This window comes from Nesterenkonia natronophila, from assembly GCF_003595215.1.
Lineage (GTDB): Bacteria > Actinomycetota > Actinomycetes > Actinomycetales > Micrococcaceae > Nesterenkonia > Nesterenkonia natronophila.
The window spans coordinates 399,204-416,202 of the sequence record NZ_QYZP01000003.1 but is presented as its reverse complement, the minus strand read 5'-3'; the positions used below and the strand labels follow the sequence as shown (position 1 = coordinate 416,202).

Below are 16,999 nucleotides of genomic sequence, written 5' to 3'. Positions count from 1 at the left end.
ACGGGAGCGTCCGGCCGGCAGGGGCTCTCGGAAACGTAGACGAGATCCGGAGGGGCGGATGTCCCTTCGTGAGCACCTCCGGGAGCTGCGCCGGCGGCTGTTGATTGCTGCTGCAGGAGTAGTCCTGGGTGCAGTTGCCGGTTTTTTCCTCTACGAATGGCTGGTCGCGGCGTTGCAGCAGCCAGTGGTTGAGCACAGCAACAACGACGACGGGCGACTGACCGCACTGGCCTTCAATGCCGTGGGACAACCTCTAGACCTGCTGATCAGGCTCTCACTCTTTGTGGGCGTGGTCATCTCCTCCCCGGTTTGGTTATACCAGATCTGGGCATTCATCATGCCCGGTCTGGAGAAGCGAGAGAAACGGTACGCGATCGCGTTCATCGCCGTCAGCGTGCCCCTCTTCCTGACCGGGATTTGGACGGCGTACACGTTGTTGCCGCGGGCCATAGAGTTCTTCTTTTCGCTGAATCCTGAGGGCACGTCGAACATCATCGCCCCAGATGTCTACTTCACCTTTGTGCTGCACTTGTTCTTGGCCTGCGGGATCGCAATGGTCATCCCGGTGATCCTGGTAGGACTGAACATGATGGGCCTGGTCACCGGTCAGCAGATCCTGAATTCTTGGCGCGGCGTAGTCATGCTGATTGCGGTGATGTCCGCCCTGGCGGCCCCTGGCGGGGAAGCCGTGAGCATGTTCTTCATCATGATTCCACTGACGCTGCTGTTCGCCCTCGCCGTGGGACTTTGCCTGCTCCACGACAAGCGAAAGGCGAAGCGCGAAGCTGCCGCTCAGGCCTGACGAGTGATGGTCACCTCGACCCCAAGAGCGGTGTCCGGCCCGCCCCCGGAGAGAATGCCTTTGAAGGGTGTCACGTCAGCGTAATCCCGGCCACGGGCCACCAGTATGTGGTGGCCGCCCGCCGGTTTGTGATTGGTGGGATCCCAAGTGTGCCAGCGTCCGTCCCACCATTCCAGCCATGCGTGGGACTGACCGACGACCGTCTCGCCGAGGGCGGCCTCTGGGTTGGGGTGTATGTAACCCGAGACATAGCGAGCAGGGATGTTCACCGCGCGCAATGCCCCAATGACCACATGTGAGAGGTCCTGGCACACTCCGCGGCGTTCAGAGAATGAGGTTTCAGCATTGAAGTGCACCGCGGTGGTGCCTGGTTGATACTCCATTTCCTCGCGAAGCCAGGCGATGATCGCATGGGCAGTCTCATGCGGTGTCTTCCCGGCGGCGATCCCGTGGGCGGCGCCGGCGAGCGACTCGCCCGGATCGGAGAGCCTGGACTGCGGAAGGAAGTCGCTGAACTCCTCGACATTGGTGTCGCTTGTGAGCTCCTCCCAGTCCAAGAGATCCTCAGGCGCGTGCTGCTTCTCCGTGCGGTGGACCTCCACCAGCGCTTCTGAAGTCACCGTCAGTCTTTCGTGGCGGGAGTGCAGATCGAAGGTGTGGACCTTGGCTCCCCAGTAGTCTCGGTAGTGCGACAGTGCCGTGGCGTAGGGAGAGATCCGCAGGTCGGTCTCCAACACCACCTGAGCAGCGTCAGTCTGCGGGGTCACGCGCGCCTCATTGTACGAAACCGTCACTGGAGCCCCGTAACGGTAATCGGTGGTGTGAACGACATGCAGCCGGGTCATATGTGCTCTCCTGTCCAGGCCTGCTCGGCCGCTTGCGCAAAGTACTTCGAGGTGATGGCGTTGGAGGCACCCGAACATGCTGCGCGAACCCTTTCCAGGTGTTCGGGAAGCTCTCCAAGGAGATCCTCGGAGTGGTGGTACTCCAGGAAGGTGCAGGCCTGACCGACCAGCCGACGAGCCGAGTCCATCTTCCCAGTACGGCTGTATTCCGGGTCCAATGCGATCAGCGCCTGCTCAACCTGACGCAGCGACGATACTACCGACCGCGGGAACAGGCGGTCCAACAACAGAAACTCCACGGCGTAGGTATCACCGAAGGCGGCACGGCGGCTGCGCAGGAACGACTCATAGGCACCAGCGCAGCGCAACATATTGGCCCAGGAGAGCCGGAAAGCTTCCTCGTCACCGGTGGCGAGCATTCGGGCGGTCATATCGGCCCGCTCCAGAGACCTACCCAGAGCCAGAAACTGCCAGGAGTCATCTCGGCTCATTGTCGAGTCGGCCATTCCTTGTACTGTGGCAGTCCGTTCAATCACCCAGGTGCAGAACCGGTAAGTTCCCACTACGTCCCGCCGGTGACTGGTGAGTCCGTTCCAAGTGGCGTTGAGTGACTCCCACACTGGGGCGGAGACCGTCTCTCGGGCACGCCGCGCATTCTCGCGAGCGGCGGAGAGTGACCCGGCGATTGAGTTTGGCTGCCGGAGGTCGAAGGCCATCCGGGTGACCAGCTGCTGAAGCCCGGGAGGGGAATCATCGTCACTGATATCGACCCCCATGACCGACATGAGATTCGCGGAGACCGTGCGCTGCTCCGCCAACGGCAGCTGATTCAGGCGCTCAAGGTGCACATCGAGGATACGAGCGGTGCCGTCGGCGCGCTCCACATACCGACCGATCCAGAACAGTGATTCGGCAATTCGGCTCAGCATGGGGCCCCCCCTTGGTTCTGCTGCTGCTGCTGCTCATCGTAGGCGTCTGAGGACGGGTTGGTGTCGGTGTGGAAGGCCGACGGCCAGACCCGCTGGGTAGAGCGATGGGCGCGTCTGGTACTCCAGGGAACAGCCGTGGAGACCTCTCCTGTCTCGGCGCCGTCCTGATCCACGACCCAGGTGTCTTTGGATCCGCCACCCTGAGAGGAGTTGACGACCAGAGAGCCCTCGGTGAGGGCCACCCGAGTCAGTCCACCGGGAAGGACCCACACATCTTCCCCATCATTGATCGCGAAGGGGCGCAGATCCACGTGGCGGGGCCCAAAAGTCTCATCAACGAGGGTCGGAACAGTCGACAGCTGCAGGACAGGTTGGGCGATCCACCCGCGCGGGTCGGCGAGTACCTTTTGGCGAAGGGCTTCCAACTCATCTCGGCTGGCGTCCGGACCAATGACCAGTCCCTTGCCCCCGGACCCGTCCACCGGCTTGACCACCAACTCTGCCAGCCGGTCCATGACCTCTTCGCGGGCCTCAGGCTCTTCCAACCGGAATGTGTCGACATTGGGGATGAGGGGCTCTTCATTGAGGTAGTACCGAATGATGTCAGGTACGTAGGTGTAGACGAGCTTGTCATCGGCGACACCGTTGCCCACCGCATTGGCGATGGTGACGTTTCCGGCCCGGGCCGCATTGACGATGCCGGGAACTCCCAACATCGAGTCGGCCCGGAACTGCAGCGGATCAAGAAAGTCATCGTCGAGCCGCTTGTAGATGACGTCCACGCGCTGCTCGCCTTCGGTGGTGCGCATATACACCCGGTTCGCGCGGCAGACTAAGTCCCGGCCCTCTACCAGCTCCACCCCCATCATGCCGGCGAGCAGCGTGTGCTCAAAGTAGGCGGAGTTGTACACCCCGGGAGTCAGGACCACCACTGTGGGATCGTCCACGCCTTCGGGTGCCGTGCGGCGCAGTGCGGAGAGCAGCCGCCGAGGGTACTCCTCCACAGGTCGGATCGCCGCACCCGAGAATGCCTCCGGAAGCCCCTTGGCGATCGCCCGCCGGTTCTCCAAGACGTAGGAGACTCCGGAGGGGACGCGTACATTGTCCTCGAGAACCCGAAAAGTGCCTGTGTCGTCGCGCACCAGGTCGATGCCTGAGATGTGGACCCGCACACCGCCCGGTGTTGAGAAGCCGTGCACCTGGCGGTGGAAGTGGGCGCTGGTGGTGATGAGAGACCGGGGCATCACACCGTCGCGGACAATCTCCATCCGGTCATAGACATCGTTGAGGAACATTTCCAGAGCGGTCACGCGCTGGGCGACTCCGGCCGAGATGCTGTTCCACTCTTCGCCGGGGATGATTCGCGGCACAATGTCCAACGGCCATGCCCTCTCCTCGCCGGCGAAGTCGAAGGTCACGCCGCGGTCCAGGAAGGTACGGGCCATGGTTTCAGCGCGTGCTGAGACGTCTGGGACGGTCAGTGACTGGAGCACATCGTTCACCCCAGAGTATTCGGAACGTAGCTGGGCCTCTGGCGAGAACATCTCGTCAAACGCGGTGGACCGCTGCATGGCCTTTGGGTACTCGGCGAAGAGATCTGACATTTTCCTACTGTCCTCTGTGGGTCTGTTTGAATAACACTATGTCAGAAATTGCGAACCTCACTCGGCGCCAGGCCGCATTCCGCTCATCTTGCATCAGTGTGTCGTCATACACGGTGCATGTCGATCTTTCGTCGGCCGCCGAAGAGGGTGCCACGTCCTATCCAGTGACGAGCCGCACTGAGTTGGTGTTCGACCCCGCTTCGGCTGAGGGTCAGACAGGTGCGCCCTTCCTGGATTACATGGGCGAGTCTGTGAACTCTTTGAAGATCAACGGAGCTGAGCGCGATCCCGCGGAGGCGGCGGGCGCTGCCGGTATCACTCTTGAGGGACTGGTCGCCGGGACAAATGTGGTGGAGATCGAATCCGTGTCACGCTATTCCCGGTCAGGGGAAGGGCTGCACCGTTTCGTGGACCCGAGTGACGGGTCGGTCTATCTGTACACCCAGTACGAACCGGCCGACTGCCGCCGTGTGTTTCCAGTATTCGACCAGCCGGACATAAAATCGCGGTTTCGGTTTTCGATCACAGGACCTGAGTCGTGGCAGCTGCGCTCTAACGCCCCGGAAGTATCCCGCCGCCGGGCAGGCGACGGCGTAGTGCGCGTCGAGTTTGCTGAGACACAGCTGATGAGCTCCTACGTCACGGCCCTGCTGGCCGGTCCCTACCACCTGGTCAGTGACAGCTGGCGCGGCGCCGCACCAGACGCCGAGGAGTTCAGCATCGACCTGGCGGTGCTCTGCCGAGCCTCCTTGGCCGAGTACCTGGATGCCGAGGAGATCCTGAAGATTACGAAGCAGGGGTTGGACTTCTTTCACCGAGAGTTCTCCTACCCCTACCCCTGGGGGAAGTACGATCAGGTCTTCGTGCCGGAGTACAACCTAGGCGCGATGGAGAACCCTGGTCTTGTTACCTTCACCGAGAAGCACGTGTTCGACACCGGCGCCACCGAAGCGCAGCATGAGACGCGCGCAAACACCATCCTTCATGAGATGGCGCATATGTGGTTCGGCGATCTTGTCACTATGCAGTGGTGGGACGATCTGTGGCTGAAGGAGTCTTTCGCCGACTACATGGGCTCATACGCGGTCGACGCCGCCACAGACTTCACCACTGCCTGGGTGGCTTTTGCGAGCTCGCGGAAGGGTTGGGCCTATGTACAGGACCAGCTGCCGACCACGCACCCCATCGTGGCCGACATTCCTGACCTCGAGGCGGCCGACCAGAACTTCGACGGCATCACCTACGCCAAAGGCGCCAGTGTTCTCAAGCAGCTGGCTGCCTACGCCGGCGCCGAGGCTTTCCGGCAGGCGGCTCGCCGTTACTTCGCTCGCTTCGCCTTCGGTAACGCAAGATTGGCGGATTTCCTAGACGTGTTGGAAGAGGCGACAGGCAAAGATATGAGCCACTGGTCCGCAGCATGGCTGCAGACCTCCGGACTACCGGTGCTCAGCGCCCCATGGGATGAAGCTGGACTCGTTCAGGTGCACCAGTCAGGGACGGATCCGGCGACTGGACAGCACATCAGCCGGCCACATGTGATTCAGATAGGGCTTTTCACCCTGGACGGCACAGGCGTGCTGTCTCGGGCGCAGTCCGTACCCGCCGAACTGAGCACTACAGCTCCGGAGGGACTCACGCCTGTTCCTGGACTTCAGCTTCCCGCGCAGGAGACACCTCGGGTGGTCCTGCCCAATGATCAGGATCTCACCTACGCCAAGGTTGTTCTGGACGCCGCCTCAGTAGACGCGGCCCTGACGTACCCGATCGGCGACGCACTGGCTCGTGCCACCGTTTGGGCATCGCTGTGGTCCATGGTCCGAGACGGACTGCTGGTTGCTGAACGGTTCGTGGACGCAGTGCTGCAACTGGGTCTGCATATCCCCGAGGTCTCCGTTGTTCAGTCACTGCTCCGGCAGGCCAATCAGGCCTGCGAGCTCTACACTCCCGCAGGCCGACAGGAGGAACAAGAAGCACGCTTTTCCGCAGGGCTGGCCGAGTTCATTGCGGCGGCGCAGCCGAGCGACGCCCGTCTGGCCGCAACTCGGACGCTGGCCGCAGTGTCTCGGCGCCACCCCAGCCAGCTGGATCACCTGCAGTCAGAGCTGCTCTCAGAACGGGATGAGGAACTGCGCTGGTCGTACCTTCAGGCGCTGGCTGCGCATGGGCGCGTCGGAAAGGAGGAGCTGGACGCAGAGATCAACCGCCGCACTTCAGCCCGCGCCGGGATCGCGCATCGTCTTGCGCTGGCCGCACGTCCTGACCCGGAGATCAAGGAGGCGGCCCTGCAGCAGGCCCTTGCTGGCATGGACGCCGACGGCGTTGAACTCTCCAATGATCACCTGACAGCGACCGTGGATGGCTTCACCGCCGATCCGCACGGTGTCGCGAAAGGCTATGAGACGCAGTACTTCGACTCGCTCACCGAGGTGTGGGAGCGCATGTCCCAGGGGCAGGCGACGCGCGTTGTCCGGGGACTGTTTCCCGGGGTGCAACAGTTGGATGCCGGCCAGGAGCCGACCGACCATCCTATGGCGCGCCGGGCGCGGCAGTGGCTGGAAGAGAACGGCTCAGCACCGACAGCGCTGCGGCGAATCGTCCTGGAGGAGGAGGACCACCTGCTGCGCTCACTGCGAGCGCAGCAGGCTGCTATGTAAAAACGGGCCTACCGACGGCTTGCCGCCGCCCGCTCCCGTTCCAGGAGCGTCTTCTCATCCAGCGGCGCCTCCGAGGAAGCACGCAATTTACGATAATGCTCCATCGCTTGTTCCTGACGGCGTGATTCGGCGCCGGAAGCCACCTCCATCCGTATATGCTCGGGCTCATATCCGAAGGAGTCCACAACGTCCTGGGCATGGGGACGGACTCTCGCCACCAAACGGTTGATGTAGGGCGAAAGCGTTCTGGCGCGCTGGGCCGAGATCCGCCCGTTGACCAGATACCAATCGAGGGTCTCCTCAATGGTGGTGAGCGCGTAGATGTCGCGCAGCCATGTCATGACCTGGCGGGTGCCTTGATCCTGGATACTCTCGAGCCCGTCGGTGAAGGCTTCCCAAAGAAGCAGGTCGGTGTGGGCTTTGGCCGTATTTATGATCTCAAACTGATGCTCGTTGAATGCCTTGGCCTGCTTCTCAGCCGGAAGCTTGGCCACGGGGCGCAGCTCTCCAGCCACATCCACCACCATCTGGCGGACCCTGCCGGCCAGGAGTTCGCGCTGCACCTCAGTCTGCTTGAACCAATTGGCGCTGCGCCGTTCATCGCCCGTGTCACGCACTCCCTGCAATGCCCGACGCAGGCCGAACCGGTGCATCACCCGATCGCCAGCCTGATTCGCAACATAGCTTGCGAGCGCGCCCACATCGGCGTTCTTGAACTCGGCGGCGTAGTCTGCGAGCAGCCGCTTGGCGACCAGCTGCAGGAGGACGTTGTTGTCTCCCTCGAAGGTGGCGTAAACATCCAAGTCGGCCCGGAGCGAGGTGAACCGGTTCTCAGAGATGAATCCGGCACCTCCGCATGCTTCGCGGGCTTCCTGCAGAGTGTCCAGACTGTGCCAGGTGGCCACGGCTTTCACCGCCGCGGCAAGAGTCTCTAGCTCCTGACGGTTCTCATCGGAGTCGTCTTTGCCGGAGAACACCTCGTCGAGCTTCCCCAGCAGCTTCTCCTGAGCGAATCCCAGCGCCACCGTCTTCGCCAGGCGCGGAATCAGCCGACGCTGATGCAGCTGATAGTCCAGAAGCACCTCTTCCTCAGTGGTGGAGGTGGCATTGAACTGTCGGCGCTCATTGCCGTAGGTCACCGCGCCGATCAGTGCGAGTTTGGAGGCCGCGATGGCCGCACCGGATAGGGACACTCGGCCCTGGACCAGAGTCCCGAGCATCGTGAAGAAACGCCGCCCCGGGGAGGTGATGGATGAGGTGTAAGTGCCGTCCTCGGCGACATCCCCGTATCGGTTGAGGAGGTTGAACCGGGGTATGCGCACGTGGTCGAAGCTCAGCTGGCCATTGTCCACGCCGTTGAGGCCACCTTTGTGGCCGTCGTCGTTGATGGTGACACCGGGCCGCGGATTCCCGTCAGCGTCCCTTATCTCCATGTAGAAGCAGTGCACGCCGTGATTGACCCCATGGGTGATCAACTGCGCGAAGACCACCGCCGCCGTGGCGTGGAGGGCGGCGTTGCCCAAGTAGCGCTTGGTCGCAGCTTCAAATGGCGTATTGATGACGAATTCCTGCGCAGCCGCGTCATAGGTGGCTGTGGTGCCGAGCGCGGCGACGTCAGAACCGTGGCCAAACTCTGTCATGGCGTAGGCGCCAGGCACCGACAAGTCCATTATGCCCGGCAACCACTGCTTTTGGTGCTCGTATGACCCAAGGTGGAGGACCGCGGCTCCGAAGAGCCCCCATTGGACACCTGACTTGATCTGCAGGGAGGGATCAGCCGTGACCAGTTCTTCGAAAGCGGCGATATTGGCGCCGTGGTCGTTGTCCCCGCCGAACTCTTCTGGGAAGGCGCGGTGCACGGCGTTGGCCTCCACCAAAGCGTGGGACTGCTTGAGCGTGCGCTCGCGCTGGTCCTCCTTGGTGAGGTTCTCCACCTTGTGGAACATGGGATCTCTTAACACAGCCCGGGCCGTCCGCCGGGTCTCAGCCCAGCGGCCCAGCATGAGCTCCTCGAGGTGAGATTTGTCCACTGCGGCAGTGTCGATGGGGCCGGTGGTGGCGTCGTCGTGAGCGCCCATGGGTGAACTCCTCAGTGTCTTGGGTCAGTGATAGTCAACACATCCAGTCTAAGATACTGACCAGTAACTTGGCTACTCGATCGAATGTGCGACAGTAATCTGACGGATGACGGGCCACGCCGCTCGCCAGAACCGGCGAGTGCACAGACGAAGAGACCCCTAGGGTGAAAGTGACAGCTAACACAGGTAGTCTAAGATACTGACGAGTAATATTGGCGATCCCTCAGGAGCAGACCATGGCAGAAACACCGCGCGACGCCGTCATCATCGGTGGAAATCGAATTCCCTTCGCCCGTGCCCACGGCGCCTACGCAAAGGCTTCCAACCAGGCCATGCTGACCTCAGCGCTGAATGGTTTGGTGGCCCGATACGGATTGCAGGGCGAGCAGCTTGGCGCAGTCTCTGGTGGAGCGGTTCTGAAGCATTCGAAGAACTTCAACCTGGTGCGCGAATCGGCGCTCGGCACCCCATTGGACCCCAGAACTCCGGCCTACGATGTGCAGATGGCCTGTGCTACCGGGACCGAAGCGATCGGTTCCCTGGCCAACAAGATCAAGCTGGGTCAGATCGACTCAGCGATCGGCGGTGGGGTCGATTCCATCTCCGATGCTCCCATCGTGGTCAGCGATGAGCTGCGGGCGATCCTGATGGAAGCCACGCGGGCCAAGAGCGCGGGACAGCGGCTGAAGGCTCTGGCGAAGATTCGGCCCGGGCACCTGGCTCCGCAGGCACCAGGCACTGGGGAGCCGCGTACCGGTCTGTCCATGGGTGAGCATATGGCCATCACCGCTGATAAGTGGGGCATCAGCCGTCAGGAGCAGGACGAACTGGCGGTGGCATCGCACAAGAACTTGGCGGCTGCATATGAGAGCGGCTTCTTCGACGATCTCGTCTCGCCGTTCAAGGGACTCAACGCTGACAACAACCTGCGGGCCGACTCCAGCATGGAGAAGCTGACGAAGCTTTCACCAGTCTTCGGCAAGGACCTGGGTGAGAACGCCACCATGACAGCGGCCAACTCCACTCCGCTGACGGACGGGGCCTCTGCGGTGCTGCTGGGTTCGGAGGAGTGGGCCGATGCCCACGACTTGCCCAAGCTGGCGAACTTTGTGGACTATGAGCAAGGGGCAGTGGACTTCGTCGATGGTGCGGAGGGCCTGTTGATGGCCCCGACCTATGCTGCAGCCCGTATGCTCAAGCGCAACGGTCTCACGTTCGAAGATTTTGAGTACTTCGAGATCCACGAGGCATTCGCCTCGACGGTGCTCGCGCAGATGAAAGCCTGGGAGTCCGCGGACTTCTGTCGGGATGTCCTGGGGCTGGATCAGCCGCTGGGCAGCATCGATCGCAGCAAGCTTAACGTCCACGGCTCCTCACTGGCTGCGGGTCATCCTTTCGCGGCAACCGGCGGACGGATCGTGGCGACGCTTGCCAAGCTGCTCCACGGGAAGCCGGGCAAACTCGGCTTCATCTCGGTCTGCGCCGCTGGCGGTCAGGGAATCACTGCAATCATCGAAGGGCGGTGAGGTGCTTCATGGCTCAGGACTCCTACACCGAATTCGCCAACACCGGCTTTGGCAAGAAGCTCACCAGCGCACTGGGACTGCCGCAGCCGGCTAAGCTCCGCCGCTATCGGCCGGAGGATCCCATCATCCACGGGCCCGTGATGGTCATCGGCTCGACCGAGGCCTCGGACACTTTGGCGCGTCATCTGCTGGGCTGGGGGCTGGACGTGCGCAGGCACATCGGCCCCAAGGACAGAGTTGCCGCAGTGGTGGCAATGTTTGACTCGGTGGCCACGCCCGCCCAACTCAGCGAGACCGTCCTTGGAGTCGGTGGGCTGCTGAAGCAGCTGAAATCCTCCGCGCGTGTCATCACGGTGTTCCGCGATCCGGAACACACTGAGGATCCGGCAGTACGTGCCGCTCGCAAGGGCGTGGAGGGTTTGACTCGTTCCTTAGCTCACGAAATGCGGGCCGGCGGCACGGCTAACGGCATCGTGCTCCACGAAGAGCTGGATATGGCAGCACCCTCGGTGGCCGGAGCCCTGCGCTTCCTGCTTTCGGGGCGCTCAGCTTTTGTTTCCGGCCAGTTCATCACCGTGGACTCCGTCAACGGGACACTGCCTACGGACTGGGCAGCCCCACTGGCAGGGCAGGTGGCTGTAGTGACCGGTGCGGCACGCGGCATCGGAGCGGCGATTGCTCGCACCCTGCACCGTGATGGAGCACGAGTCATTGCGGTAGATGTGCCAGCGGCGGGCGAGCAGCTGGCCCGGGTGGCCAATGAAGTCTCCGGCACAGCCCTGCAGCTGGACATCACCCGCGATGACGCCGGGGAACGAATTCTTGATCATGCTGAGCAGTACTACGGCCGGTTGGACATAGTGGTGCACAACGCCGGCATTACTCGGGACAAGCTGCTGGCAAATATGGACAGCTCACGATGGGACTCCGTGATCGCGGTCAATATTGAGTCTCAGCTGAGGATGAATCGGGCTCTGCTCAACTCAGAGCTGTTCAACCGTCCTGAGGGCACAGTGGGACCACGCGTGGTCTCACTGGCCTCCACCTCGGGTATTGCGGGCAACCGTGGCCAGTCGAATTATGCGGCCTCCAAAGCTGGTGTGATGGGTATGGTGTCTGCCTCGTCAGCTCAGCTGCAGGCCCGGCACGGCACCGTGAATGCTGTCGCTCCGGGTTTCATCGAGACTGAGATGACCGCGAAGATGCCCTTGGCCACTCGTGAGGTGGCGCGGCGATTGAACTCCCTGAACCAAGGAGGGCGTCCGGAGGACGTGGCGGAGACTATTGCCTATCTGGCCTCCCCAGCGGCCGCCGGCACCTCCGGGCTGACGCTGCGCGTCTGTGGCCAGAACCTGGTAGGAGCGTGAAAACCCATGAGTGATCCGATTCGCATTCCACTGCCGAAGCTGAAGCATCTGTACCAAAAGGCGGTCCTCAGCGCGGCACGGGCAAAGCTGTCTCCTGGCGGGAGCCTCAAAGCGCTGCCGGAGCGACCCGTGCTCGCCGAGCACCCTGGTCTCACCGAAGATCAGGCTGAGCAGTACCGGCGGCTGGTCGCCGGAGAGTCCTTCGACGGCTCGCATCGGCGGTCGCTGCCGTCTGTGATGCTCCACATCGCCGGCTTCCCAGTGCAGATGGCTCTGATGTCCCGGGATGATTTTCCACTGCCACTGATGGGCATGGTTCATCTGTCAAACGAGGTCAACCACCACCAGTCGGTTCACGCGGGCACCCCGCTGCAGATCCTGGCCCGAGCCGAGAATTTTGCGTCACACCGTCGCGGGACCCAAGTGGACATCGTCCTTGAGTTCTACCCGAAGGGACTTGATGTCAAGACAGCCGGGCCCCAAGACCAGTTGTACACGAGCAGATCCCGTTACCTTGGATTGGGCACGTACCTCTATTCCAAGACGGAGGCTGCGACTCAGGTGCGGCAAGAGTTCACTCCACCGTCGAAGACTGGAGTGTGGACACTCGGAGCTGATGCTGGCAGGCAGTACGCGGCGGTCTCCGGAGACTACAATCCCATACACCTCAGCACTCTGACTGGTAAGGCGCTTGGTCAGAAGGGTGCGATTGTGCATGGAATGTATCTGGCGGCCCGGATGTTGGAGGGGCGCGAGCCGGAGAGTGCAGGGCATAGTTGGAAAATCAGCTTCGACGCACCGGTCGGGCTTCCCGGGAAAGTCGCCTTTTCCGCCCAACAGGTCAATGAGAAGTCGCAGAGGTTCGTGGGTTGGAACCCGCGGACAGTGCGCCGGCACTTCACTGGTGAGCTGACCTTGCCGTAACGGTCTTTGACCAGCCGATGTCGGTAGACTGAATCAATGAGCATTCTTCCTACGATCCGCTCACCACAGGACCTGTCCAAGCTCACTGTTGAGCAGGTGGAACGGCTGGCTGAGGAGATACGTCAATTCCTCATCACCCATGTCTCCGCCACAGGAGGGCACCTGGGCCCCAACCTCGGCGTCGTTGAGCTGTCACTGGCGATTCACCGGATTTTCGACTCTCCCCGGGACTCCATCATCTTTGACACGGGGCATCAGTCATATGTCCACAAACTGCTCACCGGCCGTCAGGACTTCTCGACACTTCGTCAGCAGGGTGGGCTTGCAGGCTACCCGGACCGCTCTGAGTCTGTTCATGACATTGTCGAGTCCTCCCACGCCTCAAGCTCCCTCGCGTGGGCCGACGGGATTTCCCGCGCCCGGGCGTTGGCGGGGGAGGGCGACCGCTATGTAGTGCCGATCATCGGAGACGGCGCACTGACCGGCGGCATGGCGTGGGAGGCACTGAATAATATTGCCGCCGACAAGGACCGCCGCGTCGTCATAGTGGTCAACGACAACGGCCGCTCTTACGCTCCCACCGTCGGGGGGATTGCCAATCAGCTTTCCACGCTTCGGCGAGGCTTCCTGGACAAGGTCCGGACCCACCCCGTCTACGAATCGGTGATGGATGGGACCAAACGCAGACTCGTGAGCGGGGGTCCCATGAGGCGAGTGATGTACCGCAGCCTGCATGCTGCCAAGAAGGGGGCCAAGGATTTCTGGGCTCCGCAGGGCCTCTTTGAGGACCTGGGGATGAAGTACATCGGTCCGGTTGACGGTCATGACCAGTCAGCGTTGGAGGAGGCACTGGGTGACGCCCGAAAGTATGAGGGTCCAGTCATCGTGCATGCCCTGACGGAGAAGGGCCGTGGTTACGCGCCCGCCAGAGCCGACGAGGCTGACCAGTTCCATGCGGTCGGGGTGATAGATCCGGAGACGGGTGATCCGGTCGCCCGCGGTGCTGCACGTTCGTGGACGTCAGTTTTCGAAGAGGAAATTGCCGCGATCGCTGATGAGCGCAACGACATTGTGGCTCTGACAGGAGCGATGCTCACCCCGGTGGGGCTGCGCACTCTCGCCGCAAGACACCCGGACCGCGTCATTGATGTCGGGATTGCTGAGCAGCATGCGGTGGCTTCCGCTGCAGGACTGGCCTATGGAGGCCTGCATCCCGTCGTCGCCCTCTACGCCACGTTTCTCAACCGAGCCTTCGACCAGGTGTTGATGGACGTCGCGCTCCATAAGGCCGGAGTCACCTTCGTTCTGGACCGCGCAGGGGTGACGGGCCCAGATGGTCCCAGCCACCACGGCATGTGGGACCTCTCTCTGTTACAGATCGTGCCGGGCCTGCGCATCGCCGCACCGAGAGACTCCACACGCTTGCGTGAAGAGCTGCGCGAAGCTGTGGCTGTCGAGGAAGCACCCACTGTGATCCGGTTCTCTAAGGGCACCGTCAATGATGAGCTCGATGCGGTGGAGAGACTCAGGGACAGCGTCGACGTGCTCTACACCAGTAGTGACAGAGACAAAGATGGTTCGTACACGAACGACGTCATGATCGTCTCAGTTGGCGCCATGGGCGAACTCTCACTCGATGTGGCACGCCGCTTAGAAGACCAGGGAATCACCGCGACGGTCGTGGACCCACGGTGGGTGCTGCCCGTTCCAGAGTCAGTGGTGGCGCTAGCTGCTCGGCACCGAATCGTCGTCTGTATTGAGGATGGTGTGAAAGCTGGTGGTGTGGGGTCGCGCATCCGACAAGTCATGCGGGAAGCCGGTGTCGACACAGCGCTCAACGAAGTGGGCCTTCCCGTGAAGTTTTTGGGCCACGGCTCCCGCAGTCAGGTATTGGAACGAGTGGGGCTGACATCCGCTCAGATCGCCCATGACACTGTGGCACAAGTGCTCGGCACCAAAGTCCCCTTCGCGCGGCGGCTTCCCGGCGAAGACCTTCCCACTGGAGAGATCCCAGCTTTTCGAGCCCAACGTTAGTGCTCACCCGCCTCCGTCGTCTTGCGAAAGCGGGTGAGCACTCAGCGGTATGTGGCTTCCCTGGTGCTGGTGCTGGGGGTTCCGCCCGCTCAGCCGTGGAAGGGAGCGCCGTTGACGCGCTGGCTGATGCCCAGCTGGTCCAAGTACGGGGTGATCCCGCCGCGGTGGAACGGCCATGCTGCCCCCAGGATCATGCACAGATCGATGTCCTTGGGTGAGGAGACCACCTGGTCCTTCAGCATCAGGCCGATCTCCTCAGCCAGCGCCTCCAACACTGTGTTCAACACCTGCTCCGAGGACTGGGGGGAGTTGCCGAACTCCATGAGCTCCAATGTGGAGTCTTTGATGTGTTGAGCGCCTGACTCGTCGGTGCTCCAAATCTCGGTGACACCATGATCGATGAGCGACTGCAGGTTCTTGGACACATAGAACCTGTCGCCGAAGCTAGTTTGCAGCGATTCGGTCACGTGCTGGGCAACCGGAAGCCCCACCATAGACAGCAGCTCGAAAGGAGTCATGGGAAGCCCCAGCGGTTTCAGCGCTTGATCAGCGGTGCGGGCTTCGGTGCCAAGGTCGAAGGCCTTCTGCACCTCGGCCATCAGTCTCAGCAGCAGGCGGTTGACTACAAACGCTGTTGTGTCCTTGGTCAGTACGGGTGTTTTCCGGAGTGAGGCCGCCAGCTCGAAAGCGGTGGCGATCGGCTCGTCTGCGGTACGCGCGGTGCGGGCGATCTCAACCAAGGGCATGACCTGAACCGGGTTGAAGAAGTGGAATCCGATCACTCGTTCGGGGTGCTTGAGGTCGGCGGCCATCTCTGTCACTGAGAGGGACGATGTGTTCGTCGCCAAGATCGTCTCCGAAGACACGATGTCTTCCAACTCGGCGAAGACCTGCTTCTTCACGCTGATCTCCTCGAAGACCGCCTCTATGACGAAGTCTGCCTCGGCGTAGGCTGCCTTCTCGGTGGAACCGGTGACGAGACCAGTGAGAGCATCTGCCTGTTCCTGGGTGAGACGGCCCTTCCTGACCTGCTTGGAGTTCTGTTCGGCAATGTAAGCCAGCCCCTTATCCACTCGCTGCTGATCCAGATCGCTGATTACTACGGGAACTCGCAGCTGCTGCGCGAAGACCAGTGCCAGCTGGGAGGCCATCAGACCGGCGCCGACGACGCCGACGCTGTTGACCTTGCGCGGACTTGCCTGCGGGACACCGGCCGGCTTCTTAGCCCGCTTCTGCACGAGCTCCATGAATCCGTAGACCACATTTTTGAACTCATCACTGACCAACAGCTCACCCAGGGCATCGACTTCCCGCACTCTGTCCTGCTCACGAGAGCTCTGGGACACCTGCCGGAAAATCTCCAGGGCGCGCAGCGGACCGGGTGCAGAGTTTCCGGTCTTCGCTGTGATCGTCTCTTCGGCTGTCTGGACAGCTCGCGCCCAAGCGTCCTGCCCGGAGTCATGGGTGCGGTGGTCCGTTATTGCGGCGAGGGCGGCTTCGTCTTTGCCCACGACTTTGGCGGCCCATTCCAAGGAGTCCTGCTCAAATGTGGATTCTTCCAACACAGTGTCAGCGATGCCGATCTCATAGGCTTTCTGGCCGTTGAGGGTCTTATTGTTGTTCAGCGGGTTGACGAAGATGACCTGCGCGGCCGCCTCCGGGCCGATCAGATTGGGGAGACGGAAGATGCCGCCCCAGCCGGGGACAAGGCCGAGAAAGGCCTCAGGCAGACCAATGGCTTTCGTCGCGGCCGAGATGGTCCGATAGTCGGCCGGCAGTGCAACTTCAAGGCCGCCGCCCAGGGCGGAGCCGTTGACGAAAGCAAAGGTCGGCAGCGGAAAGTCCTCCACCAGATTGAAGACATCGTGACCAAGCTCGGCGAGATCAATGCCGTGCTGAGTTTCCGTCAGTTCGCGAGCGGAGACAATATCTGCACCTGCTGCAAAAACTCCAGGTTTGCCGATGATTCCCAGGGCTGCGATCTCCCCGGACTCGGCCCGAGCATACTGGGCGCTGACAGCCTCACCGAAGGCGATGAGTGAGCCGGGCCCCAAGGTGTTGGGACGCTTCTCCTCATGATTGTCCAACCTAATCAAGGCAAGAGTGCCTGAGTCGCCGGGCAGATTAACATCCTCAACATTGGCCTGGGTGATTAGCTCATGTTGAAAGTTCTCCGTCAGGTGGCGGTAGCGTGAAAATTCGGCGGGCAACGGTGGCCTCCTTTGATGAGTGGGCA

Annotated in this window: 11 protein-coding genes; 6 read left to right on the top strand and 5 right to left on the bottom strand. The window is 61.9% G+C overall.

Going from position 1 to position 16,999, the window contains the following annotated elements:
• The first annotated feature begins 58 nt into the window (after window positions 1-58).
• Window positions 59-802, top strand: a complete 744-nt coding sequence (gene tatC / locus D3250_RS10865; protein WP_225973285.1) for a twin-arginine translocase subunit TatC — start codon at window positions 59-61, stop codon at window positions 800-802.
• Here the strand turns inward: tatC and D3250_RS10860 are convergent.
• From D3250_RS10860 to D3250_RS10850, 3 genes are read right to left on the bottom strand one after another with little or no spacing between them, the layout of a single operon-like run.
• The gene (locus D3250_RS10860) at window positions 793-1,647 is read right to left on the bottom strand and encodes a transglutaminase family protein (RefSeq protein ID WP_119903397.1); all 855 of its coding nucleotides are present in this window, start codon (window positions 1,645-1,647) and stop codon (window positions 793-795) included. The genes tatC and D3250_RS10860 overlap by 10 nt on opposite strands.
• Window positions 1,644-2,576: an alpha-E domain-containing protein gene (locus D3250_RS10855; protein WP_119903396.1), complete on the bottom strand. Its 933-nt coding sequence runs from the start codon at window positions 2,574-2,576 to the stop codon at window positions 1,644-1,646. Before D3250_RS10855 ends, D3250_RS10860 begins: the two co-directional genes overlap by 4 nt.
• On the bottom strand, window positions 2,570-4,180 hold the full coding sequence (locus D3250_RS10850) for a circularly permuted type 2 ATP-grasp protein (RefSeq protein WP_119903395.1): 1,611 nt from the start codon (window positions 4,178-4,180) through the stop codon (window positions 2,570-2,572). The genes D3250_RS10855 and D3250_RS10850 overlap by 7 nt, the downstream gene beginning before the upstream one ends.
• Window positions 4,181-4,218: 38 nt before the next feature.
• On the opposite strand from D3250_RS10850, the gene pepN reads away from it, so the two are divergent.
• Window positions 4,219-6,834, top strand: a complete 2,616-nt coding sequence (gene pepN, locus D3250_RS10845) for an aminopeptidase N (protein WP_119903394.1) — start codon at window positions 4,219-4,221, stop codon at window positions 6,832-6,834.
• An 8-nt stretch (window positions 6,835-6,842) separates the two neighbouring features.
• Here the strand turns inward: pepN and D3250_RS10840 are convergent, their stop codons facing one another.
• Window positions 6,843-8,912 (bottom strand): acyl-CoA dehydrogenase family protein, encoded by a 2,070-nt coding sequence (locus D3250_RS10840; protein WP_119903393.1) that lies wholly within the window; start codon window positions 8,910-8,912, stop codon window positions 6,843-6,845.
• A gap of 236 nt (window positions 8,913-9,148) precedes the next feature.
• Here D3250_RS10840 and D3250_RS10835 point away from each other — a divergent pair, with 236 nt between their 5' ends.
• Genes D3250_RS10835 through dxs form a run of 4 tightly spaced genes read left to right on the top strand, consistent with a single transcriptional unit; the run spans window position 9,149 to window position 14,763 of the window.
• Complete coding sequence (locus D3250_RS10835) at window positions 9,149-10,438, top strand: acetyl-CoA C-acetyltransferase (RefSeq protein WP_119903392.1); 1,290 nt, start codon at window positions 9,149-9,151, stop codon at window positions 10,436-10,438.
• An 8-nt stretch (window positions 10,439-10,446) separates the two neighbouring features.
• Window positions 10,447-11,805, top strand: coding sequence for a 3-oxoacyl-ACP reductase (locus D3250_RS10830; protein WP_119903391.1), 1,359 nt, complete (start codon window positions 10,447-10,449; stop codon window positions 11,803-11,805).
• Between the two features lie 6 nt (window positions 11,806-11,811).
• Entirely contained in the window at window positions 11,812-12,729 is a 918-nt protein-coding gene (locus D3250_RS10825) for a MaoC family dehydratase (protein WP_119903390.1), read from the top strand.
• Window positions 12,730-12,765: 36 nt separating this feature from the next.
• Window positions 12,766-14,763 carry a 1-deoxy-D-xylulose-5-phosphate synthase gene (gene dxs, locus D3250_RS10820; protein ID WP_119903389.1) on the top strand — a complete coding sequence of 666 codons (1,998 nt, stop codon included), beginning with the start codon at window positions 12,766-12,768 and terminating at the stop codon, window positions 14,761-14,763.
• 89 nt (window positions 14,764-14,852) lie between these two features.
• Here the strand turns inward: dxs and D3250_RS10815 are convergent, their stop codons facing one another.
• Complete coding sequence (locus D3250_RS10815; protein WP_192892599.1) at window positions 14,853-16,973, bottom strand: 3-hydroxyacyl-CoA dehydrogenase NAD-binding domain-containing protein; 2,121 nt, start codon at window positions 16,971-16,973, stop codon at window positions 14,853-14,855.
• Window positions 16,974-16,999: the final 26 nt, after the last annotated feature.